Annotated in this window: 20 protein-coding genes; 12 read left to right on the top strand and 8 right to left on the bottom strand. The window is 37.6% G+C overall.

Translation table 11 applies throughout. The annotated features are described in order from the left end of the window. Window positions 1–127 precede the first annotated feature (127 nt). The 6 genes from purH (at window position 128) to rodA (ending at window position 7225) form a co-directional block, all read left to right on the top strand. A complete protein-coding gene (purH, locus tag ACH3PA_RS10130) occupies window positions 128–1654 on the top strand; it encodes a bifunctional phosphoribosylaminoimidazolecarboxamide formyltransferase/IMP cyclohydrolase (protein ID WP_416444569.1) in 1527 nt (508 codons plus the stop codon). 76 nt (window positions 1655–1730) lie between these two features. Further along, window positions 1731–2759 (top strand): rod shape-determining protein, encoded by a 1029-nt coding sequence (locus tag ACH3PA_RS10125; RefSeq protein ID WP_416444571.1) that lies wholly within the window; start codon window positions 1731–1733, stop codon window positions 2757–2759. Window positions 2760–2774: 15 nt separating this feature from the next. Beyond that, the gene (mreC, locus tag ACH3PA_RS10120) at window positions 2775–3599 is read left to right on the top strand and encodes a rod shape-determining protein MreC (protein ID WP_416444573.1); all 825 of its coding nucleotides are present in this window, start codon (window positions 2775–2777) and stop codon (window positions 3597–3599) included. Next, a complete protein-coding gene (locus tag ACH3PA_RS10115; protein WP_416444575.1) occupies window positions 3589–4095 on the top strand; it encodes a rod shape-determining protein MreD in 507 nt (168 codons plus the stop codon). Before mreC ends, ACH3PA_RS10115 begins: the two co-directional genes overlap by 11 nt. After that, complete coding sequence (gene mrdA, locus ACH3PA_RS10110; RefSeq protein ID WP_416444577.1) at window positions 4092–5963, top strand: penicillin-binding protein 2; 1872 nt, start codon at window positions 4092–4094, stop codon at window positions 5961–5963. Before ACH3PA_RS10115 ends, mrdA begins: the two co-directional genes overlap by 4 nt. Next, window positions 5963–7225, top strand: a complete 1263-nt coding sequence (gene rodA, locus ACH3PA_RS10105; protein ID WP_416444579.1) for a rod shape-determining protein RodA — start codon at window positions 5963–5965, stop codon at window positions 7223–7225. Before mrdA ends, rodA begins: the two co-directional genes overlap by 1 nt. Window positions 7226–7294: 69 nt before the next feature. Here rodA and ACH3PA_RS10100 read toward each other — a convergent pair whose 3' ends face one another. The 3 genes from ACH3PA_RS10100 to ACH3PA_RS10090 are packed head-to-tail and all read right to left on the bottom strand — an operon-like array spanning window position 7295 to window position 11423. Further along, entirely contained in the window at window positions 7295–8101 is an 807-nt protein-coding gene (locus tag ACH3PA_RS10100; protein WP_416444581.1) for a DNA/RNA non-specific endonuclease, read from the bottom strand. 58 nt (window positions 8102–8159) lie between these two features. Continuing rightward, window positions 8160–9284, bottom strand: a complete 1125-nt coding sequence (locus tag ACH3PA_RS10095) for an ABC transporter permease (RefSeq protein ID WP_416444583.1) — start codon at window positions 9282–9284, stop codon at window positions 8160–8162. 6 nt (window positions 9285–9290) lie between these two features. Then, complete coding sequence (locus tag ACH3PA_RS10090) at window positions 9291–11423, bottom strand: carboxy terminal-processing peptidase (protein ID WP_416444585.1); 2133 nt, start codon at window positions 11421–11423, stop codon at window positions 9291–9293. Window positions 11424–11566: 143 nt separating this feature from the next. Between ACH3PA_RS10090 and surE the strand changes: the two genes are divergently transcribed. From surE to ACH3PA_RS10070, 4 genes are read left to right on the top strand one after another with little or no spacing between them, the layout of a single operon-like run. Next, entirely contained in the window at window positions 11567–12346 is a 780-nt protein-coding gene (gene surE / locus ACH3PA_RS10085; RefSeq protein ID WP_416444587.1) for a 5'/3'-nucleotidase SurE, read from the top strand. Window positions 12347–12370: 24 nt separating this feature from the next. Then, entirely contained in the window at window positions 12371–13495 is a 1125-nt protein-coding gene (gene lpxB, locus ACH3PA_RS10080) for a lipid-A-disaccharide synthase (protein WP_416444589.1), read from the top strand. Further along, window positions 13492–13992 carry a C40 family peptidase gene (locus ACH3PA_RS10075; protein ID WP_416444591.1) on the top strand — a complete coding sequence of 167 codons (501 nt, stop codon included), beginning with the start codon at window positions 13492–13494 and terminating at the stop codon, window positions 13990–13992. The genes lpxB and ACH3PA_RS10075 overlap by 4 nt, the downstream gene beginning before the upstream one ends. A 37-nt stretch (window positions 13993–14029) precedes the next feature. Beyond that, complete coding sequence (locus ACH3PA_RS10070) at window positions 14030–16069, top strand: ComEC/Rec2 family competence protein (RefSeq protein WP_416444593.1); 2040 nt, start codon at window positions 14030–14032, stop codon at window positions 16067–16069. 65 nt (window positions 16070–16134) lie between these two features. Here ACH3PA_RS10070 and ACH3PA_RS10065 read toward each other — a convergent pair whose 3' ends face one another. The 3 genes from ACH3PA_RS10065 to ACH3PA_RS10055 are packed head-to-tail and all read right to left on the bottom strand — an operon-like array spanning window position 16135 to window position 20500. Next, on the bottom strand, window positions 16135–16677 hold the full coding sequence (locus ACH3PA_RS10065) for a thioredoxin family protein (RefSeq protein ID WP_416444594.1): 543 nt from the start codon (window positions 16675–16677) through the stop codon (window positions 16135–16137). A 49-nt stretch (window positions 16678–16726) separates the two neighbouring features. Beyond that, entirely contained in the window at window positions 16727–18313 is a 1587-nt protein-coding gene (locus tag ACH3PA_RS10060) for a peptide MFS transporter (RefSeq protein ID WP_416444596.1), read from the bottom strand. Window positions 18314–18331: 18 nt separating this feature from the next. After that, window positions 18332–20500, bottom strand: a complete 2169-nt coding sequence (locus ACH3PA_RS10055) for a S9 family peptidase (protein WP_416444598.1) — start codon at window positions 20498–20500, stop codon at window positions 18332–18334. Between the two features lie 268 nt (window positions 20501–20768). Between ACH3PA_RS10055 and ACH3PA_RS10050 the strand changes: the two genes are divergently transcribed. Both ACH3PA_RS10050 and ACH3PA_RS10045 read left to right on the top strand, forming a co-directional pair. Beyond that, complete coding sequence (locus ACH3PA_RS10050; protein ID WP_416444600.1) at window positions 20769–22082, top strand: hydroxymethylglutaryl-CoA reductase, degradative; 1314 nt, start codon at window positions 20769–20771, stop codon at window positions 22080–22082. After that, entirely contained in the window at window positions 22079–23002 is a 924-nt protein-coding gene (locus ACH3PA_RS10045) for a GYDIA family GHMP kinase (RefSeq protein ID WP_416444602.1), read from the top strand. Before ACH3PA_RS10050 ends, ACH3PA_RS10045 begins: the two co-directional genes overlap by 4 nt. Window positions 23003–23063: 61 nt before the next feature. On the opposite strand, the gene ACH3PA_RS10040 is transcribed toward ACH3PA_RS10045, so the two are convergent. Together ACH3PA_RS10040 and ACH3PA_RS10035 are read right to left on the bottom strand one after the other, a co-directional pair. Next, window positions 23064–25190, bottom strand: a complete 2127-nt coding sequence (locus ACH3PA_RS10040; protein WP_416444604.1) for a peptidylprolyl isomerase — start codon at window positions 25188–25190, stop codon at window positions 23064–23066. A 186-nt stretch (window positions 25191–25376) separates the two neighbouring features. Continuing rightward, the gene (locus ACH3PA_RS10035; protein ID WP_416444606.1) at window positions 25377–26663 is read right to left on the bottom strand and encodes a hemolysin family protein; all 1287 of its coding nucleotides are present in this window, start codon (window positions 26661–26663) and stop codon (window positions 25377–25379) included. Window positions 26664–26665: the final 2 nt, after the last annotated feature.

Genomic DNA, 26665 nt, shown 5'->3' with positions numbered 1-26665 from the left:
TTACAGTAGTGCTCATAAGACGCATTACTATGTATAACGTTACAATAATTTACAGAGAAAATACAGAATTACCTCCTACTTTTTAGGGTGTAATTCATACTTTTGCAGCTTATATAAAATCATCTGCATGAGCACTGCAATTAAGGCGAAAACCGCATTAGTATCTGTATTTAATAAAGAAGGCCTGCAACCACTTATTGAGAAATTTCACGAGTTAGGCATTACGCTATATTCTACGGGAGGGACAGAAAAGTTTATCAAAGACCTCAACATCCCTGTAACACCGGTAGAAGATGTTACTTCTTACCCTTCTATATTAGGTGGTCGCGTTAAAACATTGCACCCTAAAATCTTTGGCGGAATTTTAAATCGTCAGGATCATGAAGGTGATGTTGCAGAAATGGCCGAGTATGAGATCCCTCAGCTAGACATTGTGATCGTAGATCTTTATCCTTTTGAAAAGACGGTAGCTTCTGGCGCTGCAGAACAAGATATCGTAGAAAAGATCGACATAGGTGGCATTTCACTAATACGCGCTGCCGCTAAAAATTTTAAAGACACGCTTTGTGTTTCATCTGTAGATGATTATGATGAAGTTTTAAAGCTTATAAGCGAAAACGAAGGAAGCACCACAATTGAGGATCGCAAGCGTTTTGCGGCTAAAGCCTTTAACGTTTCTTCGCATTACGACACCGCTATCTTCAATTATTTTAATGAAGAAGAAGTAGTTTATAAAACCAGCCTACAGAACGGAAAATCGCTTAGATACGGTGAAAATCCACATCAAAACGGTCAGTTCTACGGTGATTTTGATGCCATGTTTGATAAGCTTCATGGTAAAGAATTATCATATAACAATCTTCTAGATGTTGACGCAGCGGTAAGCTTAATGGCAGAATTTAGTAATGAAAAGCCAACATTTGCCATATTAAAACATAACAATGCCTGTGGTCTCGCTCAACGCGAAAGTTTACATCAGGCATATGTAGACGCTCTTGCCGGCGACCCGGTCTCAGCCTTTGGTGGTATATTAATCGCTAATCAGGAAATAGATAAATCTACTGCAGAAGAGATTCACAGCTTGTTTTGTGAAGTGGTGATCGCACCTTCTTTTTCAGCCGAAGCTTTAGAAATTTTAAAGGGTAAGAAAAATCGGGTTCTTTTGGTTCAAAAACCGGTAGAATTGCCAGAAAAGCTCGTACGCAGCTGCTTAAACGGAATATTAGTTCAGGATAAAGATTTTAAAACAGACCAACCTGAAGATCTTTCGCCTGCGACAAACAATAAACCCTCAGAAGAAGAGTTAAGTGACCTGATATTTGCCTCAAAGATCTGTAAGCATACAAAGTCTAATACAATTGTTTTTGCAAAAAACAAACAACTTTGCGCCAGCGGAACCGGGCAAACATCTCGTGTAGATGCGCTAAGACAAGCAATTGACAAGGCTGTATCTTTTGGTTTTAATCTTAAAGGCGCCGTGATGGCCAGTGATGCATTTTTCCCGTTTCCAGATTGTGTTGAGATAGCAGGAAATGCTGGTATAACTGCCGTAATACAACCAGGCGGATCTATTAAAGACCAACTGAGTATAGATTACTGTAACGACCATGATATTGCTATGGTTATGACAGGAACAAGACACTTTAAACATTAAGATTAAGTACTTTTTTTTAGTTACATTTAAAATCTTTAACAGAATATAGAATCATCCTCAATTTTCACTACTGCTTATGGGCTTTTTTGACTTCCTCACCGAAGAAATAGCAATAGATCTTGGTACCGCAAATACATTAATAATACACAACGATAAGGTGGTTGTAGACAGCCCTTCTATTGTAGCAAGAGATCGTACCACAAATAAGATAATTGCCGCAGGAAAAGAAGCTGCCATGATGCAGGGTAAAACGCATGAGAACATAAAAACCATAAGACCTCTTAAAGATGGTGTTATTGCAGATTTTGATGCAAGTGAGCAGATGATCAGCATGTTCATTAAAGAGATACCTGCACTTAAAAAAAGAATGTTTGCTCCGGCTTTGCGTATGGTTATTTGCATACCTTCTGGTATTACAGAAGTTGAGATGCGCGCAGTAAAGGAAAGTGCAGAACGTGTAAATGGTAAGGAGGTTTATCTTATTCACGAGCCTATGGCAGCAGCTATAGGTATAGGTGTAGATATCATGCAACCTAAAGGAAATATGATTGTTGATATAGGTGGGGGAACTACTGAGATCGCAGTTATTGCTTTAGGAGGTATTGTTTGTGATAAATCTATTAAAATAGCAGGTGATGTTTTTACAAATGATATCATCTATTACATGCGTACTCAGCATAACCTCTATGTAGGTGAACGCAGCGCAGAAAAAATTAAAATACAAATAGGTGCGGCTACAGAAGATCTTGAAGTGCCGCCAGACGATATGAGCGTGCAGGGGCGTGACCTTTTAACAGGTAAACCAAAACAAGTACAGATATCGTATCGTGAGATTGCTAAGGCTCTTGACAAATCTATTTTGCGTATTGAAGATGCTGTTATGGAAACCTTGTCTCAAACACCTCCTGAACTAGCGGCAGATATTTATAACACGGGTATCTATCTTGCTGGTGGAGGAAGTATGCTGCGTGGACTAGATAAGAGATTATCTCAAAAAACAGATCTTCCTGTTTATATAGCAGAAGACCCATTACGTGCTGTGGTGCGTGGCACCGGTATAACGCTGAAAAATTTAGCGAAATATAAAAGCGTACTAATCAAATAAGGTTGAGCTTGATTCATGCAGCAAATTTTAAATTTTTTAATCAGGTTTAGAAACTTCCTGCTTTTTATTGTCCTGCTGCTTTTATCGGTTTTTTTTACAATTCAATCGCATTCTTATCACAGAAGTAAGTTTATAAATTCGGCCAACTTTTTATCGGGCGGGTTTTACAACAAACTTGATGATCTGGATAGTTATTTAAATCTAAAAGTTCACAACAAAGAACTGGTTGAAGAAAACAAAAGGCTGCGGGAGATCGTATTCAATTCTAGTGATTCTGTAACTACGTCTACAGACACTACTCATTTTGATGGCACATATCGTTTTGCAACTGCACGTGTCATCAATAACAATTACAGTTTAAAAGATAACTTTCTCACCCTGCGCGGCGGAAGAAATGATAGCATTAAACCAGATCTGGGAGTAATTACCAGTAAAGGTATTGTAGGCATCATAGACAAGGTTTCTTCTCGCTTCTCTACCGTTGTTAGTATTCTTAACAGAAACTCACAGATCAACGCAAAACTTAAGAAAAGCGGGCATTTTGGTATTCTTATTTGGGACGGTAAAGATCCTAATTTAGTTAAGCTTGTTGATGTACAGCAAAAAGCTCCTGTGGCTAAAGGTGATACGATTGTAACAGGTGGGAAATCAACTATTTTCCCTGAAGGAATTGGCATAGGCACCATAAAAGATTTTAAGCTTGATGCGAGTGAGAATTATTACACCATCACCATCTCTCTCTTCAACGACATGACAAATCTGGGTTATGTCTATGTTATAGAAAATCTTGACAAAAACGAAATAAAAACCTTAGAACAGGCTACGATAGATGAACAATAGCATTGCCAGAAACGTTTTTCGGTTTATACTTCTTGTTGTGTTGCAGGTAGCGATATTTAATCATATCAACTTCCTGGGTTTTATTAATCCGTATCCTTACGTATTATTCATTCTTCTATTCCCAATAGGAGATAATAAAGCAGCTCTTATAAGTTTTAGTTTTTTAATTGGCATAACTTTAGATATGTTTAGCAATAGCGGGGGTATGCATGCAGCTGCATCTTTAGTAATGGCATACAGCAGACCATGGATATTAGGTTCTGTATTTGGTGTAGCTTACGAGTACAATTCTGTCAAGGTAATAAATACATCTTTCGTAGAGCGGTTTACGTATTTTGCCATTTTGATCGTGATTCATCATTTTGTATTATTTCTGCTTGAATCTTTTAACTTTTCAGATATAATTTATATACTGAAGAAAACGTTACTCAGTGGAATATTCACTCTTATTCTCAGCCTAATTTTTGTAACACTATTCAGCGTTAAGCGCAAATGAGAAAACTTTTACTAATTACCGTCGTTTTAATCTCAGGACTTGCATTTACAGGAAGATTATTCTATTTGCAGGTACTTGATAATTCTTCTATACGCCTTTCTGAAAATAACGCCATAAAGCGTATTTACGATTACCCACAAAGAGGGCATATCTATGACAGGGAAGGAAAATTACTCGTAAGTAATCAACCTTCATACGATGTGATGGTAATACCTCGTGAGGTAAAAGCTTTTGACACGATCGAACTTTGTGAATTGCTCAAAATGACAAAAGAGCGCCTCAATGAGCGACTTAATAAGGCGAGAGTATATTCACCCAGACTGCCATCTGTTGTTATACCTCAACTCACCAAATCTGAATATGCCTACTTACAGGAAAAAATGCGCAAATATGAAGGCTTCTATATTCAGAAAAGATCATTGCGGGATTACCAAATTGATTATGGTGCAAACTTCTTAGGCTATATCGCAGAGGTAAATAACAGAGATATCAAGCAAAACGCTTATTATGAGTCTGGTGATCTTATTGGTCGCCAAGGTGTAGAGCAACAATATGAAGAAGTATTACGCGGTGTAAAAGGCGTAAAATATGTACAGAAAGACCGTTTTAACCGTGACATAGGTGCGTATAAAAACGGTACACTCGACACATTACCACAACCGGGTAAAGACATTAAACTTACAGTAGACTCTGAGCTGCAAAAGTATGGCGAAGAATTAATGGTCAACAAAAGGGGTGGTGTCGTTGCAATTGATCCTTCTACCGGTGAAATTTTGGCTTTGATTGCCGCTCCTAATTATGACCCTGCTCTACTAGTAGGGCGTGAACGCTCTAAGAATTTTACAGATCTATATTTAGATAGTATTTCTAAACCCTTATTTGACCGTGTTCTACAAGGTGAATATCCCCCGGGATCACCATTTAAAACATTAAACGCATTAATTGCTTTACAAGAGGGAGTAGTAGATGTTAATGAGAGTTTTGCTTGCCATGGCGGATATTATTACGGCTCCAGAGGCCGAAAATTAGGCTGTCACCACCATGCTAGTCCACTAAGTATGATTCCTGGTATCGCCAACTCATGCAATGCTTACTTTGCTAATGTTTACCGTCGTACAATAGAAAAATATCCAACACCACAAGAAGGCATTGAAGTCTGGAACAAGCATCTTGCAAGCTTTGGGCTGGGTCAATATTTGGGCTATGATCTCCCAAGTGGAAGACCGGGTTACATTCCAGATAGTACTTACTACAATAAAGCCTATCAATACCCAACCTATAAATGGTACAGTACTGCAACCTTATCTAACTCAATAGGCCAGGGCGAGGTTATTACAACCCCTATGCAACTTGCAAATGTTACGGCAGCAATAGCTAACCGCGGTTGGTTTTATACTCCGCACATTTTAAAAGATATTGAAGGTAAAGACACTATTCCTGAACAATACAGAACAAAACACCATACCACTATAGAACCTAAATATTTTGACCCTGTAGTGCAAGGTATGTTTGATGTGTATAACTATGGTACGGCTTCCACTCTACAGATTCCCGGTATCGAAATTTGTGGTAAAACCGGAACTGCAGAAAACTTTACTAAAATAGACGGTAAACGCGTACAGCTCACAGACCACTCTATTTTTGTTGCTTTTGCACCTAAAGACAACCCAAAGATTGCTCTAGCCGTTTTTGTTGAGAATGGATATTGGGGTTCACGTTATGCCGGCAAAATTGCCAGTTTAATGATCGAGAAATACCTTAAAAAAGAAATTACACGTAAAGATCTTGAAGACTGGGTGCTAACCCATAGTTTAGAAGATGAATATGAAAAACCATTAAGCGGAGAACCATTTAAGATTAATTATTAATGAATAGCTTTTCAAGATCAGTTAGTAATTTTGACTGGCTTATCATTCTACTTTATCTGGCACTTGTTTCCATTGGCTTGATAAATATTTATTCCGCATCTATAGAGCCTGATGTAGTTACAGGCTCATTTGACCTTTCAAATCTTTACACAAAACAATTAATCTGGATAATTCTAAGTCTGGTAATTGTTGTGTTTATTCTTTCGCTTGAAGCGAAATTCTTTGAACGTTTTGCCAGTGTTATCTACATCACTTCCCTCCTGTCGTTATTGGGGTTGTACGTTTTCGGTAAAAATATTTCAGGAGCCACAAGCTGGTATGCCTTTGGGAGTTTTAGCTTACAGCCCAGCGAGTTTGCCAAGGCGGCAACTGCTCTTGCACTGGCCAAGTATCTAAGCGATATACAAACAAATGTAAAGACGCTCCAGCATCAACTAAAGGCATTTTTAATAATTGCCTTACCGGCTATTTTTATCATACCGCAGCCAGACCCGGGAAGCGCGTTAGTTTATGCTGCATTTTTCTTCCCACTTTACAGAGAAGGCTTATCAGGAATTTATCTAATTGTAGGATTAACTTCTGTCGTTCTTTTTGTACTAACACTAGCGGTAGGCCCAATGTATGTCATTGCCGCAATTCTGCTGGTTGCAGTAATTCTATTGATTAGGAAAAGAAAAAAAAGAACAGGTAAAAGTCTGCTTTATATATTGCCTATTGTATGTATAGGATTTGTTTTCTCTGTAAATTACATTTTTCAAAATGTATTTGAACAACGCCATCGCGATCGCTTTAATGTGGTTCTGGGTAAAGACGTTGACACGAAAAGTATAGGTTACAACACTTATCAATCTGAAATTGCCATAGGAAATGGTGGCTGGCTGGGTCGCGGCTTCCTAAAGGGAACGCAAACAAAAGGAAATTTTGTACCAGAACAGCATACAGATTATATTTTCAGTACCGTAGGTGAAGAATGGGGTTTTGCAGGTAGTACGCTTGTTATATTCCTGTTTGTAGGTTTAATGATGCGCATTATTTACCTCGCCGAAAAACAAAAGAATCAATTTAGTAGAATTTATGGGTATAGTGTCGCCGGCATTCTCTTTATACACTTTCTGGTAAATATTGGTATGGTTACGGGTATCTTTCCTACTGTAGGAATACCGCTGCCATTCTTTAGTTACGGTGGCTCCGGACTTTGGGGCTTTACAATACTCCTTTTTATATTCGTAAAACTCGATGGAAACCGTGCAAATGAATGGTGATTTTTGACCGTAAAAGTGAGGTTTTAGGCCTTTTTGACTGATTTTTATTTCAACCAGCTTGATAAGCTTCTAAAAATCCCAATTGCTATACGATTTAGAAGCTTCTAATTTTGTCTCAAGCTCATCATCCAGTTTTGGGAAAAAGTCAATCCCGGTTAATTCTTCAATATTATCTACCGTTGTCACAAAACTGTTCAACGCTTCAGCTGATTTTTTATGCGGCATTAAAAAAGCCAGAACTTTGTAATTATTACCCTGCCTGTCTAATATGATTTTAAAAAATTGTGCAGGAACCGTAACATCCTCATCACCTATACTTCCCAATGCATTATTTAAAATACCGCCGGTAACTACGTAAACACCATCGTATTCTTTAGCCCATCTTCTAACTTGCTGTTCTAACCTATTCCACACACCGCTATTAAAATCGTGTAATTGAGGCGTGATATTGCTGGTGAGAAATGTCTCTAAATAGGCCTGTTTATCAAAACGCCTGTCACCCGCGGGGCATAAATGGCCACGATCATATCCTGAATTTTTATAATTACGCCAGTTAGCAGCTTTTGTAGGCACTGCATTGTCTATTTCAAAATACGGTCTGTCAAAATTATTATCGCTTAATTCATCTTGCTTCAATTCATAAGCAACCCATTCTGCCTGCTCATCTTTTTCGCTATACGACAAGATGTAATAATTATGATAAACAATTTCGCCAGTAGTTGAAGTAGGAAGAAAGAAGTTATTTGCTGTAGGTTTAGCAATTTTACCGCTTTCAATATCAGGCTGACGCACCTGCTCATTCACAAAATCATCTGCGAAATAAATGATAACAGTAGCAGCTACAAAAAGTAAGGGGTAAATATATTTTCGGTTCATGAGGTCATTTAATGTAAAGTCTGCAAACTTAAGCTTTATTCTCAAGTCACTTTATCGATCAAGAACCACCTTTTACATCGAGAGCATCTCTCAAAGCATTTCCTACAAGCATAAATGCCATAACGAGAAACATAATTGCAAGTCCCGGGATAATTGCTAAATAAGCCTTTCCTAAAATAATATACGAGTAATGATCTTTTATCATCGCCCCCCAACTAGGTGTAGGTGGTTGCGCTCCTATTCCAAGAAAGCTCAATCCGCTTTCTATCAATATCGCTCCTGCGAAATTAGCCGCCGAAATAACGATCACAGGAGCCATAATATTGGGTAAAATATGCCAAATAATGATTCGGCTATTTCTATACCCTAACGCCCTTGCAGCGGTCACATATTGCATTTGCTTGACGCTAATTACCTGGCCTCTTACCACTCTGGCCACTTCTACCCACATGGTTAAACCTACTGCTATAAAAACCTGCCAGAAGCCTTTACCCAGAGCTAAAGTGATAGCAATGACAAGAAGTAAGGTAGGTATTGACCACGTTACATTGATAATCCACATTATTGCAGCATCTACTTTGCCACCATAAAATCCGGCTAAACTACCTAAAAAGATGCCTATAATAAGAGAAATCAACACTGCTACAAAACCTATACTAAACGATATGCGAGCACCTATTAGCATTCTGCTTAAAAGGTCTCTTCCGTATTTATCTGTCCCTAAGAGAAAAGTGCGCTCAGTTATATAGGCTTTCGCGAAAGCGGACTGATCCCAATCAATTTTAGAATTTTTAAAGTTATTTCTCTCTATTGATTTTATGAGGTTCATCTCATCATCCTCATTATAGGGAACATATTCTATCTCATCATTTTTAAGTTCGAAAGATGAAATTGGTATTTCTGTATCTGCGCTTTTTTTGCCCATGAAAAAACGCTCAAATCTACTTTGCTCACCTCCTACTTCACCTGGCACAGTTAACATTTTTACCGTAAACCCCGGCTTTTGTGAGTGAATAGACAAATGCATCTGATTTGCATTTTGAGAATCATCTGGAGCCAGTTGGTAAGCACATAGTGCAACTAACCCACAGAGAATAATATATATTAAACTGAAAACGCCCCAGAAATTTCTTTTGAATTTCTGGAGCGCCAGTTGAGTTAATGAATTTGCTTGTTTAGCCATAAGGTTTTAGTCCCTAACGTCTGCAAATTTACCATGTTTAATATTATTGACTTTTAAATCTTCTAATACATTTATAGCCTCTTCCATATAAACATCTTTTGCCAGACTGCTGTGCCATCTGTCACGTTTATCTTGTAGAATTGTATCTTTTGTAAACATTTCCTTTTCATAAGGAAGAGATTCGTAAGTAAGCGGTGTTTTATAATTTTCTAACTCATCAAATCGTTCTGCCTCTTTCTCATTCTCTGCCATTCTGTTCTTATAATCGGTAAAATTCAATGGCCATACTGTTTCACCTTGTTTGCTTTTTATCCACTTTGCATTCTCGTCGATAAGTTGAAGCTGTTTGTTTTTAGCCATTCTTTCTTTACTGCTCCTTATGGTCTGATCATAATCTATGTAACCATCCCAAATTTTATAATCTGCAGGTTCTATCTTATCCCATGGTAAAGGGTTCTCAAGATCTTTTTCACCTATATCAATATAACTGTATCTATCTGGTACAACAACATCACTTTTTACACCTTCAAGTTGTGTAGAACCACCATTTATACGGTAGAACTTTTGCGTTGTTATTTTTAAGGCTCCCATATCGCCCATATCGTTTTGACGTAACCACCTGTTAAGGTCATACACATTTTGTACGGTACCTTTACCATAAGTTTGCTTGCTACCTATAATAACAGCACGTTTGTAATCTTGCATTGCAGCAGCCAGAATCTCACTGGCAGAAGCAGAAATCTCATTAACTAAAATTACTAAGGGACCATCCCAAACGATCGCTTCATCTTTATCTGATAAAATCTCGCTGTCCTGACCATTAGATTTCACCTGTACAACAGGACCATCTTTTATAAATAAGCCCGCAATATCAACAACAGTAGATAAAGAACCACCGCCATTATTTCTAAGATCGATTACTAAACCCTGTACATCCTGATCTTTTAAACGTATGATCTCTTTTTTCACATCTGTAGCCGCGTTGCGCTCTTGTGAATTCTGCATATCAAAATAGAACTTAGGCAAATTAATAACGCCGTATTTTCTATTGTCCTTTTCTACAACAGATGATTTTGCATAAGTCTCTTCAAGCTCTACAACATCTCTGGTAATTGTGATGTTTTTTATACCACCATCAATTTTCTTCTTCACATTTAAAGTAACCTGAGTTCCTTTAGGGCCTTTTATAAGTTCTACAGCATCATCAAGTCGCATACCTACAATACTTGTGGCTGCTTCATCATCCTGTTGTTTAACTTTTAAAATAACGTCACCCTCTTCCAGTTCCTCACCTCTCCAGGCAGGACCTCCAGAAATTATTTCGGTAACGCGTACTTCATTATTTTTCTTTTGTAAACGAGCGCCTATTCCCTGAAACTGACCGCTCATTTGCATATCAAAACGATCTTTATCTACTGGTGCGAAGTAATACGTATGCGGGTCAAACTCTTCTACAATCGAGTTAATATAGACAGAGAAGTAATCTTCACGCTCAAGTTCATCTGCAAAATCAAAGTATTCTTTTAAAGAGCCTAAAGTTGTTTCTCTTGATTCTTTTTCTAATTCTTCATCGGTTTTTTGAGTGTATGAAGCATCGTCTTTAGCTTTTTTCTGCTCTTCTTCCATATTGTCATAGAAGGTGCCAATCGCATTAAATTTTAATTGCTTTCTCCAGATTTCCTTAAGTTCTTTCTCATTTTTAGCATAACTCAGCTTATCGTAATCTGTATCTATAGTTTCCTGTTCAGAATAATCAAAAGGTTCTTGTAAGACTTCAGAATAAATACCTTTAGCTTCTTCCATTCTTTGACGTAAACGATTATAGGTAAGATCAAAGAAAGTAATATCCTCATCTCTTATCTCATCATCTATCTTATCTCTGTAAGCATCAAATTCTTTAATATCGCTGGCAAGAAAATATCTTTTTAAAGGGTCTAAAGCGTCTATGTAATCTTTATAAACTGCTTCAGAGAACTCATCATTAAATTCTTTAGCATCATAATGTCCTCTTTCAAGAACGTAAGATATAAGACTTATAAGTAATTTATCTTTTCCGGGGTCTGTGTCGCTGGTTGTAAAACTACATGAGGCTGCTGCCAAAAGAAAGGCAAGAACCAGGACCTTAAAATTTTTTATCATAACACTTCGCATTTTCATTCTTTCTAGCAATCTACATTAAAAATCGTGCCACAGGGCACAACGGCTAATAATTATTTGTTAAACCAAAGGGTGCCGTATGGCTTGGTAATTTAGTATTTTAGCACAGATAAACCAAACACTTTATGGCTCACAAAAAGCCCTTGATCTTAGTAACAAATGATGATGGCATAACTGCTCCCGGCATACGCGCTCTCATAAAAATAATGAAAACCATTGGCGATGTAATTGTAGTCGCTCCTGATAGTCCGCAGAGCGGTATGGGCCATGCTATAACTGTAAATGACACAATTTATTGCGACCCCATAAAACAGGATGAGAATGTAAAGCACAAAGAATACAGCTGCTCTGGTACGCCTGCAGATTGTGTTAAGATCGCAACTCAGGAAATTATGGATTGTAAACCAGACCTGTGCGTAAGCGGCATTAATCACGGCTCAAACTCTTCTATTAATGTGATCTACTCTGGTACTATGAGCGCCGCAGTAGAAGCCGGCGTAGAAGGTATACCTGCAATTGGCTTTTCTTTACTTGATTATTCACTCGAGGCCAATTTTGAGCATTGTGAGTCTTTTGTAAAGACCATCACAAAAAGTGTTTTAAAAAATGGTCTTGCAAAAGGAATTGTACTTAATGTGAATATCCCAAAATTGTCTGCAGAAAAAATTAAGGGTATTAAAGTATGCAGACAGGCAAATGCACAATGGGTAGAAGATTTTGACAAGCGCACAAACCCCCAGGGCAGAGATTATTACTGGTTAAGCGGGGAGTTTGTAAATGAAGACAAAGGTGAAGATACAGATGAGTGGGCGCTTGCAAATGGATATGTTTCTGTAGTGCCGGTACAGTTTGATCTTACGGCACACCATTTTATTAAAGAATTAAACAGCTGGGATTTTAAATAGTCCGCTTTCGCGAAAGCAAAACAAATGAAATACTATATCATAGCCGGAGAAGCAAGTGGTGATCTGCACGCCTCTAATCTAATGAAAGCCCTGCGTAAAGAAGATAAGCAGGCAGAGTTTAGGTTTTGGGGTGGTGACTTAATGGCTGCCGTGGGTGGCGAGCCTGTAAAACATTACCGGGACCTGGCATTTATGGGCTTTCTGGAAGTGGTGATGAATTTGAGGACGATAACTAAAAATCTGGCGTTTTGTAAAAAAGATATTCTCAACTACCAGCCAGATGTGATTATCTACATAGATTATCCCGGTTTTAACCTGCGCATTGCAGAGTGGGCTAAGAAAAAAGGATTTGCAAATCATTTTTATATTTCACCACAAATCTGGGCCTGGAAGGAAAACCGCATAAAAGCGATAAAACGAGACATTGATGAGATGTACGTTATTTTGCCATTTGAGAAGGATTTTTATGAGAAAAAGCACGATTTTAAGGTACATTTTGTAGGTCACCCTTTAATCGATGCCATTAGTGATCGCAAGCAGGTTCTTCCTGATGCTTTTAGAAGAACACATAATCTCGATGAACGTGAGATAATCGCGCTTCTTCCCGGAAGCCGAAAGCAGGAAATACAAAAAATGCTTGAGGTCATGCTCAGCATTATCGACGACTTTCCTCAATATCAATTTATAATCGCCGGTGCACCCAGTCAGGATGAATCATTTTATGCGCCTTACCTGCACAAAAAGCAAGTACATCTGGTGATGAATAAAACGTACGACATTCTAAGTCTCGCATCTGCAGCGTTAGTAACTTCAGGTACAGCCACTCTTGAAACAGCGCTTTTTAAAGTCCCCGAAGTTGTATGTTATAAAGGAGGCCGCATCTCTTACGAGATCGCTAAGCGTGTAATAAAATTAGATTATATTTCGTTGGTTAACCTGATCATGAACAAAGAGGTCGTAAAAGAGTTAATCCAGAATGATTTTAATACCTCAAGTGTAAAAAAAGAACTCGGTCGTGTCTTAGATGATTATGAAAGAGCTCGTTTATTTATTGATTATTGGGATCTCGAGAAAAAATTAGGTGGTCGTGGCGCAAGTAAGAAAACAGCACAATTAATTGTAAAGTCATTGAAAAAGGAAAAAGAATGAAGAAGGCAGCAATCCTGTTTATGATTTTTTGTTTCGTATTAACTTCATGCGGCAGTTCTAAAAAAGTACCCGCAGCAGTAAAAAGAACGCGAACCGAAAACTCATTACCTAAAGATCAACTACTGATCAATGTTGTGAACAACGCCAGAAAATTTGAAGGCACCCGGTATAAATTTGGCGGTACAACATCAAAAGGTATGGATTGCAGCGGACTAGTCTATGTTGCTTACCAGCAGGAAAATATTGCCCTCCCTCGAGTAAGCCGTGATATGGCCAGCGTAGGAAAAGAAATAAAAACAGATGCGGTGCATGTGGGTGATCTCTTATTTTTTAAAACTAACAGAAGTAGCCGTATAAACCATGTGGGTATGGTTGTAGATATTCTACCCGGGCAGATTTTATTTATCCATTCTACAACTTCGCAAGGCGTAATAATCTCATCGCTTAATGAAGGCTACTGGAACAATGCCTACACAGAAGCTCGCAGAATCATCTAAAAGATTGATTTTTTGGTTATTATTGTAAAGTTCCGCAGTGAGTTTTACAATGAAAGGTTTTAACTACACCATACTTTTTATCACAATGGCCCTTTTGCTGGGCATCCTCCTCTCACCCTATATTAACCTTTCGGCATTAGAGATAGGGGTTATATGTCTCATTTCTTTTTTAGTCCTTTTTAGCACCCATCTCTATACTTTTTATAAGCGAATCAACTCGTGGTCATTTGCTGTACTTACGGTAGTAACTTTTATTTCTCTGGGAATATTAACCTCAAAGCTACAGGACCCTTTAAACACTGTCTCTCATTACGAAAACATACATTTCTCAGCACAATCAGGGGCAATAGTCACAATTAAAGAAGTTCTAAAACCCGGTATATATGCTAAAAGATTTTATGCCGAATTAAATGAACTAGCCGGAAAGAAAACTTCCGGTAAAGTTCTGGTCTACCTTTATAAAGACAGCCTAGACAGATCTGAAGAATTAAAAGTTGACGGCACCTATTTTCTGGCAGCAGAAATTGCAAAAGTACCTGCACCCAAAAATCCCTACCAATTTAATTATAAGAATTACCTCAACAAACAAGGAGTTTATAAGCAGATTTCTATCAATACAAATCAGTTATATGTGCTAAATACTCAAGTAAAAACCCTTAAAGGTTACGCAGCAGTATTTAGAGAAAACCTCCAAAAAAGTATTGAAAATCGGCTGATTAATGCTAAAAATCGGGTAGTAATTGAGGCTTTATTACTCGGTCAAAGACAAGAATTATCAACAGATCTTACCGAAGATTACGCTGCCGCCGGAATGATACATATCCTGGCAGTTTCAGGGTTGCATGTGGGTATTTTTATGCTGCTGCTACAATTCTTGCTGAATCCTCTGGGCAATACTCCCATAATTAAACTTAGTCGCACGGTTTTTATAATTACTGTGATCTGGATGTTTGCGTTTATAACAGGCTTCTCTCCTTCTGTTCTTAGAGCGGCGACCATGTTTAGCTTTATTCAAATTGGCATTTACTTTAATCGAAAAAATGCTGGTTTAAACGCTCTGGTTTTTTCGGCTTTTGTACTGCTGCTTTTTGATTCTTCACTTATTTATGAAGTAGGATTTCAACTCAGTTATCTCGCTGTATTCTTTATAATATGGGTACAACCACTTTTTATCAAATTATGGAATCCACAATTTTTCTTAACCAAGCTTTTCTGGGGTATATTTAGTGTGAGTATTGCTGCTCAAATAGGAGTTTTACCGCTAAGCATCTATTATTTTCATCAATTTCCGGGGCTGTTTTTAGTATCAAATTTGGTGATTTTACCTGTTCTAGGGCTGATTTTAAGCTGCGGTGTTTTGGTTTTATTTCTCGGTTTATTTCATATTTTGCCCGACTTTGTTTTGCAGGTTTTCAATTTTATGATCACCTGTCTCAATGATTTTATAAGTTTGATTGCGAGTTTTGAGAACTTGGTATTTCAACACATCACCTTTTCTGCATTAATGCTTTCAGTAAGCTATCTCCTAATAATTCCTTTTATATTTCTATTAAAAAAGTACAGTTATAAAAGATTTATAACAACACTTACCGCCTTTTTGATCCTGATAATCGCACTTATCTTCAAAAAATCGCAGACCAGATCAGAACTGTATGTCTTACACAAAAATCGACAGTCGCTTTTAATAGAAGAGGCTGGGCAGAAGTTGGCTGTTTATCATCGTGATTCGATTCCGCTAGAAAATTTTGAAAATCAGATCAATGCCTTTCTCGAGAACACTCAGGCCAAAACTATTGAAGAGAAAAGAATACAGAATTACTTTCGCTTTAAGCGAAATGAAATATTGCTTATAGACAGCACAGAGGTTTATAATGTGCCCCATTTAAAGCCAGATTTTGTAGTTCTGACTGAAAGCCCACAGATAAATCTTGACCGACTTATAAAACTTTATCCCCACGTGAAGGTCATTGCAGATGGCAGCAACTACCGCAGTTATGTAACCCGATGGAAAGCTACATGTATTAAAAAAGATATCCCTTTTCACAGCACGTATGAAAAGGGATATTATGAGTTTTAAAGTTATTTAGTCGTCAGCCTGTTCTAAAGCCATGTTTTTACACAAACTCTACTCGACCAAAAAGCTTAGCTTTTAAAGGTTCCGGTAAAATTAGATTGATATTTCTCCCATTCTTCTGCAGTAGTTATCTTCTTAAAATCATCTGAAGCTATTATCTTAAGGTAGATCTCCAGCTGCTCTGGTGTTAAATAACCCGGTAACGGCTGTATAAAATTCCCTTTTTCATCAAAGAAAACCATGCTTGGGTAAGCGTTAATGCCCATTGCCTGCGCAAAATTATGCTGGCTGTTACGCCCCTTGCGGTTAGGATCGTGATTGGGATTGCCATAAGCTTCATCCTGATATTTTATCTTCTCTGTCCCTTCTGCGTTAAATTTTACAGCATAGAAATTAGCATTCACATATTTTACTACGTCTGCATTATGAAAGGTATTCTTATCAAGCATTTTGCAGGGTCCACACCAATCTGTAAAAACATCCATAAAAATCTTACGAGGTTCTTTCTTCTGGGCAGCCAGAGCGTCGTTCATACTCATCCATTTTATCTCTTGGGCTTTCGTCCAGAAAGAAGCTAAAATCAGAAATAAGAGTAAAACATTTTTTTTCATAATATCTTATTTATGCTCAACATTAAAGCAAAAGGTATTCCATAAAATATTAACGAATACCGTGCATCATCTTGACGAGCAACTTGCTTCCTAAAAGCATCAATATTCCGGCACCTATTGGGATTAAAGTAAAGATTAAAAAGAAAGTTGTCATACCATAATCTTCTACAATAGGATCAAGATAACTTCCTGTAAGACCTGCTAAAAAGTTAGCAATAAAGTTGGCTACAAACCAAACACCAAACATAAGACCCACCAGTTTTACCGGAGCAAGTTTACTTACATAAGAAAGACCTACCGGTGATACACATAGCTCACCCAAAGTATGAAAGAGATAGGCGAGAATTAAAAATATCATGCTTACAGAAGCCGTTTTTGCTCCCTGTGGTATACCCATAGAACCAAATGCAAGAATAGCAAATCCCAGCCCTACCAGTATAAGACCAATTGCAAATTTAACCGGCCCTGATGGATTTAGTTTACTCTGCCATATCTTAGAAAAAAGCGGTGCAAATGTGATAATGAAAAATGAGTTGAGAATTCCGAACCATGATGCAGGTACTTCTGGTGCTTCATCTGCAAATTGTCTGCCTAGCATCCATATTACAATTGCCCAGATAATAACAAAACTGGTTCCCAATAAAATATTTGCTAAAGCATATTTTGAGAATGTTTGTCTAAATAGTCGTATTAAAACCCAACTAATTATACCCACAGGAATTACAGTGAGTAACGTATTAGCTATTTTAAATATTAATGCACCATTACCTTCAAGAACACGATCTGTATAATCTGCGGCAAATAATGTCATAGAACCACCTGCCTGCTCAAATGCCCACCAGAAGAAAATAGTAAAAAATGCAAATACACCTATAACAATAAGGCGATCGCGTCTTACTGTGGCATGGTTTGCATCTTCTTGTACTTCTTTAAGTTCTTCTTCCTGCTCTGCGGGATTTTCTTCACTAGCCTCAAAATCATTATAAGCCGATGGAGACAAACCTATTTTTCCGAATATTTTCTGGGCGTAATAAAACTGCAGCATACCAAAAAACATAAATACACCTGCAAGACCAAAACCATAATGCCAGCCTAATTGCTCTCCTATATAACCACAAAGCAAAATACCTAAAAAGGCACCTGCATTTATACCCATATAGAAAATGGTATAACCGGCATCTTTCTCCTTACCCTGACTTTTATAAAGCTGACCAACGATTGAAGAAATATTGGGTTTAAATAATCCATTACCTACTATAAGAAGACCAAGACCTATAAAGAAAAAAGGATCTGAAAATATCTCGAGAGCCATAGAAGCATGACCTAAAGTCATCAAAAATGCACCTAAAATAATTGCATTTCTATAACCCATTAGCTTATCTGCAATCAAACCACCAATTATAGGCGTCAAGTAAACTAAACCAGTATACCACCCGTATAACATTAGCGCATCTGCACGCTCCCAGCCCCAGCCTTCATCTATAATAGAAGTAACCAGAAAAAGCACTAACAAAGCACGCATACCGTAGTAAGAAAACCGCTCCCACATCTCTGTAAAAAAGAGAACAAAAAGACCCGACGGATGTCCTAAAACTGTTTTTTGATTTGTGGCAGAACCGCCATATTTAAATTCCATATTTTCCTAATTAGTATATTATAAATTCTCTTTAATGAAATTGGTCATCTTGGTATAAAGATGCAATCTTGTATTCCCCCCATAGATCCCGTGATTTTTATCAGGATATATTGCCCAGTCAAATTGCTTATTAGCTTGCACCAAAGCTTCAATTAATCGCATGGTATTTTGCACATGTACATTATCATCTGCACTCCCGTGAACCAATAAATACTTTCCTTTAAGTGTCCCCACGTGGCTCAACGGCGAATTATCATCATAACCGGAAGCATTTTCCTGAGGGGTAGACATATAACGCTCTGTATAAATACTGTCATAAAATCTCCAACTTGTAACCGGCGCTACAGAAATTGCCATTTCAAACGTATCTGGCCCCTGAAAGAGACAATTAGAAGACATAAAACCGCCATAACTCCAGCCCCAAATTCCTGTTCTGTCTGCATCAATATAATCACGCTCGCTTAATAATTTCGCAGCAGCGATCTGATCTTCAACTTCATATTTACCCAATTCATTTTGAGTCATTTTCTTAAAATCACGCCCTTTTAAACCCGTTCCACGTGGGTCTACACAAGCAATAATGTAACCATCTTGCGCAAGCATCTGGTACCAGTAATCATTTGATCCGCTCCAGCTGTTTGCAACACTTTGTGAACCGGGACCCGAATATTGAGTCATAAAAAGTGGATACTCCTTATTAGGATCAAAGTTTTTAGGTTTTATCATCCAGGCGTTGAGATCTTCCCCGTTTATGGGCAGTGTAAAAAATTCCTTTTGTGAAATCTCATACTCACCCAGTTGATTCTGTAAATTAGTATTGTCTTTTATCTTTCTTATCAACTTACCGTCTTTAGCCCTGTTGAGTGTGAACACATATGGTGTTTCGGCATCAGAAAAAGTATTGATGTAATAGGTGAAATCTGTACTAAAATCGGCATTATTAGTACCTTTTTCGGCAGAAAGTGCCTGTTTTTTAGACCCATTCAGCCTAACAGCATAAACTCCGCGGTTTATTGATCCATTCTCTGAGCTTTGGTAGAAAACACGATTTGTTTTAGGATCATAGCCGTAATAAGAAGTTACCTCCCAGTTTCCTTTTGTGATCTGGTTTTTAAGCTTTCCTGCTTTATCATACAGATAAATATGATTCCAGCCATCCTTCTCGCTTGTCCAGATAAAGTTATTGTCATCTAGAAAAGTAAGATTATCTGTAACATCAACGTAAGCAGCATCTGTATCTTCAAGTATACGAGAAGCTTTGTTTTGTGAAGCATCAACAAAAATAAGATCAAGCTTATTCTGTTTTCTGTTTAAGGTTTGCACTGCAAGAATATCATCTTCATTTGTAAACTGAAGTCGTGGGATGTAGTAATTCTCATATTGAGATAGATCTACATCTGCTATCACCTTTGTCTCCAGGTCGTAAATGTGAAGACTTACTGTAGAGTTAGGCTCACCTGCTTTAGGATATTTAAAGACATCCTGTTTTTGATAAAGATCAGTCCCATAAACATCCATAGAAAATTCTGGTACCGCCTCTTCATCAAACTTTATAAACGCAAGTTTATCTCCTGTAAGATTCCAGTCGAAAGCTCTTACAATAGAAAATTCTTCTTCATAAACCCAATCGCTAATACCATTGATTATCTTATTCTTCTCGCCATCTTTTGTTAATTGTAGCGTCTCACCAGAGACAAGATTCTTAATAAAAAGGTTATTGTCTACACCGTAGGCAACTTTAGACGCATCAGGTGAAAATGTGGGTTCTTGTATAGGTTGATCTGCAACTTTAGTAAGCTTTTTAGAGGCTGTATCGTAGACGTAGTAGTCACCTATTGAGGATCTGCGAAAAATAGATCTCACATTAGTACCCAGTAATATCTTGCTCTCATCTTTGCTAAAATCATAGCTTACAAAATTCTCTATTGGCAAATCTGCAGCGCTAACGATGGTGCGCAGTTTTTCACCTGTTTCATAACTATAGAGATCTATGGTGCGGTTACCTTGTGACCGGTCATAATTTAAAAGAGAGTATTCTTTACCGTTCTGCATGGAGTGCAAACGATCCATATACTCCATTCTAAAAGTACCATTCCAAATTTCTTCTAGGGTTATAGATTTTTTTTGGGCGGTTGCCCCAAAGGTCATCAGGAAGAAAACGATGACGCATTGCAGATTCAACTTCATATTATGTGAACTTCTTAAAAATAGATCGCCAAGTTTACTAAAAAATAAGCAAAGAAAGGGCGATTATGCTGTTAAAAGCCTAAGAGATATAAAGCGTAAGACGCTTTCATTTAAGAATTCTCAGTGATATTTTGCTTTAACACTGCATTTTAAACTATGAATAAGTAACAATTCATCCTGTAAACCCAGGTTGTACGAGATTCTAAAAATCTGCCTGTAGCATAGTAAAAATGGTATATTTGTGCATAAAATCTCCTTTTTGTCTGCTATGACCAAAACAATTCAAGGCTTTTCTAAACTTTCTAAGACCGAAAAAATAAATTGGTTAACCCAAACTTATCTCAGCGATAATCCTTCCGCTCAAGGCATTCTCACACAGTATTGGAATACCAATGAGAAATTGCAACAGCTGCATGATGAATTTATAGAAAACACCATTTCTAATTACTATTTACCGCTGGGTATTGCGCCTAATTTTATGATCAACGATCAGGCGTATGCTATCCCCATGGCAATAGAAGAAAGCTCTGTGATCGCGGCGGCAAGTAAAGCAGCAAAATTCTGGATGAATCGCGGTGGTTTTAAGGCCGAAATTCTGGGCACAACTAAAATAGGTCATGTGCATTTTACCTTTACAGGGAAATCAACAGACTTGCAAGAGTTTTTTAATACGATCAAACCAAAACTAATAGCCGAAACAAAACCACTTACCACCAGCATGGAAAAAAGAGGTGGTGGCCTGCTAGACATAGAACTTAGAAACAAAACAGAAGAACTCAATAATTATTACCAGCTTCATTGCACCTTTGAAACTAAAGATGCGATGGGCGCTAATTTTATCAATACCTGCCTTGAGCAACTTGCTGCAACGCTTACACGAGAATACGACGTTTATAAGCAAAAAGAGCAATTGAAGAACGAATTGATAATTGTGATGAGTATTTTGTCTAATTACGTTCCAGACTGCCTTGTACGCGCTAGCGTGAGCTGCCCTGTTGAAGATCTGGCTGAAAATGATATAGACCCCCAAATTTTTGCTACTAAGTTTATTCAGGCGGTTAAAATTGCAGAAGTAGAACCTTATCGCGCCGTCACACATAATAAAGGTATCATGAACGGTATTGACGCCGTTGTGCTCGCTACCGGAAACGATTTTAGAGCTGTAGAAGCAGGAGTTCACGCCTATGCGGCTAAAGATGGCATGTATAGCAGCTTAACTCATGCTAAAATAGAAAACGGCATTTTCACATTCTGGATGGAAATTCCGCTTGCATTAGGAACTGTGGGCGGACTCACAAAACTGCACCCACTGGTAAAATTAAATCTTGAACTTCTGGGAAATCCATCGGCCAAAGAATTAATGATGATTACTGCCGTTGCAGGACTTGCTCAAAACTTTGGCGCTGTAAAATCTCTTATAACTACAGGAATTCAAAAAGGGCATATGAAAATGCATTTGATGAATATCTTAAATCAATTGGAAGCTACAAACTCTGAAAAGGAACGCGCCATAGAGCATTTTAAAACTGCACAGGTTTCTCACAACGCTGTTATAGAACTGGTAGAAGCTTATAGACAATGAGCAAAACATTTTACAGCAATGGCAAATTACTCTTAACCGGTGAATATGTTGTTCTTGATGGCGCTCAGGCTCTGGCGATACCTACGAGATATGGCCAATCACTTACAGTTGATAAAGGAAGTAAAAACGGCATTAGCTGGCGAAGTCTGGATCACAAGAATAACACCTGGCTTGAAACGTTCATTTCCGCCGAACAAATAATTGCTTACAACAAAGACTCAAAGCCGGCTTCTGTTGAAGAGCGTCTACTTCAGATTTTAGCAGAAGCTAAGCGTCTAAACACTAATTTCCTCAAAGATGATTTTCAGTATCAAGTTACAACGCACTTAGATTTCCCCACAAACTGGGGTCTTGGTACATCTTCTACTTTGATAAATAGTATTGCTGAATGGGCAGAAATTAATGCTTACGAATTATTAAACAGCACATTTGGAGGCAGCGGCTATGATATCGCCTGCGCGAAAAATAACACTCCCATTCTATACCAGATAAAACACGATAAGCCGGAAGTTAAGGCTGTAAAATTTCAACCTGATTTTGCAGACCGCATATTCTTTATTTATCTCAACCAGAAGCGCAATAGTCGTGATGCTATAGCATCTTATAAAAATCAGCCTAAAACGGCATTAAATCGGGTAAAAACGGCAATTACTGACCTTACTTACGAGATTTTAGAATGTGATAATCTATCTGGTTTTGAAAACCTGCTTAAAACACATGAAAACCTCCTTTCTGAGCTTATAAATTCGCCAACTGTACAGTCAGTTTTATTTTCAGATTATAATAGCGGAATAGTAAAAAGTCTAGGTGGCTGGGGTGGTGATTTTGTAATGGCCACCGGAAGTGAAGAAGACATGACCTATTTTAAAAAGAAAGGTTATGAAACGATCATTCCCTTTTCTCAAATGATCTTAAAATAAAAACCACCCTTAAGAATAATCTCTAAGAGTGGTTTTCTTACAATAATAAAAGGTGTCTTAATTAATAAAAGTTAGATCTTCTATCATCTATATCTGCTTCATCTTTTAGCGCCTGTACTACATTATTACTTACTGCTGCACGATTTGCACTTGTTTGCTGCATTGCAAAACTTGTATAATTATCCATAGCTGCAGCCGGGTTCACTTTAGTAACTTTTGCAACGTATACACCTCTGTTTCCTACAATAGGAGCAGAAACCTGTCCCTCTTTTAAAGAGAAAACAGCGCCTACAACTTTAGGCTCAGTACCAGCTCCTGCAATAGTAGGGTTTTTAAGATTCAATGCTGATGCTGTTTGAACAGTTACATTTTGATTTTTGGCAATAGCCTGAAGATCGGTTCCAGAAATCTTATTTTTTATAAGTTCTGCTTTCTTCTCATTACGCACAAGAGGAGTTACACGAGCAGATGCATCTTCTACGCTCATTAATCCCTTTTCTCCTTTTTTAGTAAGTTGTACTACCAAGTAACCATCTTCTACCTGAAAACGCTTAATATCTCCTGTATTAGTTTCATCTTCAAAAGCCCATCTTACGATCTCACGCTGACTTCCCTCACCAGGAATATTCTCATCTAATATTTTAACGCCGTTTACCGGGCGCACAACATAATTGCTGTCTTTAGCGATCTCACTAAACTTTTGTTTATCTGCATTAGTGCTCATCTCAAACTTAGTGGTTGTTGTGAAGACATCGTTAATCGTCTTTTGAGATGGCTCTATAGCTTTTGCTACAGTAGCAACTTTTATAGCGCGTTGCTTGTTCTTTTGATCTTCTATGTGAATAATGTGGTATCCAAAATTTGACTCTACTACGCCAATATCACCTTTTTCACCCTCAAAAATGAAATCATTAAAAGGCTGCACGTACATATTCTTTGGCGCATAATCTAGCTCACCACCTTTATCCCGACTACCACCATCTGCAGAATATTCAGGAGCAAGTTCTGCCAGCTTAGAAGGATTACTTTTTATAACAGCAGCAAGACTATCTGCAAGCGTTTTAGCCTGAGCTTTAGTTCTTGTTTCTGCACCTGCATTTTGCAAACCTGCATAGGTTAATAAAATATGTGATGCTTTAACTGAATCTGGTAATTGCTTTACAGCAACAACTCTGGAAACCTTATAAAAACCATTGTCTTTATATGGCCCGTAAACATCTCCTACATTTAGATCGAAGATGCTGTCTTTGATAGCTGCAGGTAATTCATCCTTGAAGAAGAATCTATCATCAAAACGAAGATCTGAATATTCATTCACAAATTCTTCCGGGGTAGCGGTTTTTGCAAAACCGGTTACGGTATCGTTTATTTTCGCAGCAGCGTTATAAGCAACTTTACTGTTTAAAAAAGCAGCAACTTCATCTTTTACCTGATTCTCATCTCCTAATGTTGCTTTCTCCTGAAATTTCACAAAACGAAGATTTCTTGTAGCTTCAGTTTGATAATCCTCTTTATGAGCATTGATATATTTCTGCACATCATCTTTAGTCACTTCAATATCTTCATCTGGAATTGAAGAATAAGGAATCTGTACATATTCTATATCACGCGTATTATTTTCCATTTCATAGGCAAGCTTTCCTTCTTTTAAGGTTGCGCCTACACCTGCTTTCACAAGGTTGAAATAAATGCGCTCTTTCTCTCCTTTTGCCAGTTGGTTCTCATATTCTACCCACTGGTTATACATATCCTGATTTGTAGACTTTAATGTAGCTACAAATTCTCTCATTTTGCTTTCGCTGAAAGTACCATCTTCGTTTTGAAAACGAGGATCTTCCTGCAACGCATCTTTTAAGATATTGTTTAACCTGTCCTGCTCTATGGTAATACCAAGTTCTTGAAGTTGATCATCAAGAAGTAAACTTCTCAATTCTTGATCCCATACTGCATTCATTGCACGAGTAGTAGTCATTGCAGAACCATATCTGCTCGTTTGCACCTCTACTTTACGCGCAAAATCCTGTTGATCTATCTCCTGACCATTTACTACAGCCAGAACGCGTTGTGATTTTTGTGATGAGAATCCACCGCTCTTAAGAACATCTGCAAGCACAAAAGAAAACAATGCAAGTGCAATGATGATGATTAAGAATACTGAACGCTGTCTAATCTTGTTTAAAACTGCCATTTTTATAAGTATGTTATCTAAGAACCTTGTTGATTCTCAATAGTGCTGATTTGGTTCACGCGACATCAGTCAAAAAAACCCGCTTTTATCAGTTAACTATTTTTTATTAATTAGGGGGCGAAAATACCATTTTAAATGAAAAAATAAAACCGAAAGCAATCAAAATAAAATTTGTTGTGAATAAGTCTAATCTTCTTCTAATACCTTGACTTCTACAAGCTCGATTTTAGTATTAGATGTGGCAAGAATATGAAATTGATATCCGTCTATATCTACAATATCATTTTCTTCAGGTATACCTTCAGTATGATTTACGATTAAACCGCCTAAAGTACCATAGTTTTCACTTTCAGGAAGATCGAGTTTGTAGTTCTCATTTATATAATCTACCTCAAGACGAGCAGAGAACCTATAGTTATTTTCGCCTAAGCGCTCTTCTATAAGCACGACGCTATCATGCTCATCTTCTATCTCGCCAAAGAGTTCTTCAACAATATCCTCAACAGTCATCATACCGCTGGTACCACCATATTCATCTATCACTACTGCGATGCTCTTTCGCTTTTTAATAAGAATATTCAGAATATCTTTTATAAGCATCGTTTCCGGCACAAAAATAACAGGCATTAAAACCTGAGTGATATATTCTGGCTTTTTAAATAGTTCAAAAGAATGTACATAGCCTATAATATCATCTACAGATTCTTTGTAGATCAATATTTTAGAAAGACCTGTCTCTGTAAATAAAGCATTGAGAGCGGCCGGTGTCTCACTTTTCTCTACGGCTATCATCTCTGTACGCGGTATCATTACTTCGCGGGCTTTAACTTCAGAAAATTCAAGGGCATTTTGAAAGATCTGTATTTCAGAATCCAACTCCTCGTGGGTTTCTACAGATTCCATCTGCTCTGTTATATAGTTTCCTAATTCTACCTTTGTAAATGCCAACTGCACTTCATCACCTTCAGTTCTAAAAAATCGTTTTAAAACTTTGTCTGAGATCCAAATGATAAACGACGATATAAAACTGAAAAGCAGATAAAACAAATAGGCTGGCACTGCAAAAATCTTAAGCAGCGAATTCGCATAAATCTGAAAGAAGACCTTTGGCAAAAATTCTGCTGTAAACAAAATTACCAGAGTAGAAATGATGGTTTGTGTAAGTAAACTAAATTCTTTCAAGAAGGTGTTTAACCACTCAAAGTCAAAGTTCACTCCTTCTATCCAGTTTTGCAAAATGGCGCCCATAAAATAGCCATAGATCACTAAAGCCAGATTATTACCCACGAGCATAGTCGCGATAAACTTTGAAGGTTTTTCAGTGAGACGGGTTAATACTTTAGCTATAAGATCGTTTTGCTTTTTCTCGATCTCTATATGTATCTTATTAGATGATACGTAAGCGATCTCCATCCCAGAGAAAAAGGCTGAAAGTATTAGCGAAATTATGATAATCAAGACTTCTGTCTCCATCA

It is taken from the genome of Leeuwenhoekiella sp. A2 (genome assembly GCF_047946655.1).
Classification (GTDB): domain Bacteria; phylum Bacteroidota; class Bacteroidia; order Flavobacteriales; family Flavobacteriaceae; genus Leeuwenhoekiella.
This window is presented reverse-complemented; position numbering and strand designations above follow the sequence as displayed.

What these genes read in the sequence shown, in the direction of transcription:
- ACH3PA_RS10045 (WP_416444602.1), top strand. Translation starts at nt 22,079, where the DNA reads ATGAGCAAAACATTTTACAGCAATGGCAAATTACTCTTAACCGGTGAA.
- lpxB (WP_416444589.1), top strand. Translation starts at nt 12,371, where the DNA reads ATGAAATACTATATCATAGCCGGAGAAGCAAGTGGTGATCTGCACGCC.
- mrdA (WP_416444577.1), top strand. Translation starts at nt 4,092, where the DNA reads ATGAGAAAACTTTTACTAATTACCGTCGTTTTAATCTCAGGACTTGCA.
- purH (WP_416444569.1), top strand. Translation starts at nt 128, where the DNA reads ATGAGCACTGCAATTAAGGCGAAAACCGCATTAGTATCTGTATTTAAT.
- ACH3PA_RS10125 (WP_416444571.1), top strand. Translation starts at nt 1,731, where the DNA reads ATGGGCTTTTTTGACTTCCTCACCGAAGAAATAGCAATAGATCTTGGT.
- ACH3PA_RS10100 (WP_416444581.1), bottom strand. Translation starts at nt 8,101, where the DNA reads ATGAACCGAAAATATATTTACCCCTTACTTTTTGTAGCTGCTACTGTT.
- ACH3PA_RS10055 (WP_416444598.1), bottom strand. Translation starts at nt 20,500, where the DNA reads ATGAAGTTGAATCTGCAATGCGTCATCGTTTTCTTCCTGATGACCTTT.
- mreC (WP_416444573.1), top strand. Translation starts at nt 2,775, where the DNA reads ATGCAGCAAATTTTAAATTTTTTAATCAGGTTTAGAAACTTCCTGCTT.
- ACH3PA_RS10050 (WP_416444600.1), top strand. Translation starts at nt 20,769, where the DNA reads ATGACCAAAACAATTCAAGGCTTTTCTAAACTTTCTAAGACCGAAAAA.
- ACH3PA_RS10115 (WP_416444575.1), top strand. Translation starts at nt 3,589, where the DNA reads ATGAACAATAGCATTGCCAGAAACGTTTTTCGGTTTATACTTCTTGTT.
- ACH3PA_RS10065 (WP_416444594.1), bottom strand. Translation starts at nt 16,677, where the DNA reads ATGAAAAAAAATGTTTTACTCTTATTTCTGATTTTAGCTTCTTTCTGG.
- ACH3PA_RS10040 (WP_416444604.1), bottom strand. Translation starts at nt 25,190, where the DNA reads ATGGCAGTTTTAAACAAGATTAGACAGCGTTCAGTATTCTTAATCATC.
- surE (WP_416444587.1), top strand. Translation starts at nt 11,567, where the DNA reads ATGGCTCACAAAAAGCCCTTGATCTTAGTAACAAATGATGATGGCATA.
- ACH3PA_RS10060 (WP_416444596.1), bottom strand. Translation starts at nt 18,313, where the DNA reads ATGGAATTTAAATATGGCGGTTCTGCCACAAATCAAAAAACAGTTTTA.
- ACH3PA_RS10075 (WP_416444591.1), top strand. Translation starts at nt 13,492, where the DNA reads ATGAAGAAGGCAGCAATCCTGTTTATGATTTTTTGTTTCGTATTAACT.
- ACH3PA_RS10035 (WP_416444606.1), bottom strand. Translation starts at nt 26,663, where the DNA reads ATGGAGACAGAAGTCTTGATTATCATAATTTCGCTAATACTTTCAGCC.
- ACH3PA_RS10095 (WP_416444583.1), bottom strand. Translation starts at nt 9,284, where the DNA reads ATGGCTAAACAAGCAAATTCATTAACTCAACTGGCGCTCCAGAAATTC.
- ACH3PA_RS10090 (WP_416444585.1), bottom strand. Translation starts at nt 11,423, where the DNA reads ATGATAAAAAATTTTAAGGTCCTGGTTCTTGCCTTTCTTTTGGCAGCA.
- rodA (WP_416444579.1), top strand. Translation starts at nt 5,963, where the DNA reads ATGAATAGCTTTTCAAGATCAGTTAGTAATTTTGACTGGCTTATCATT.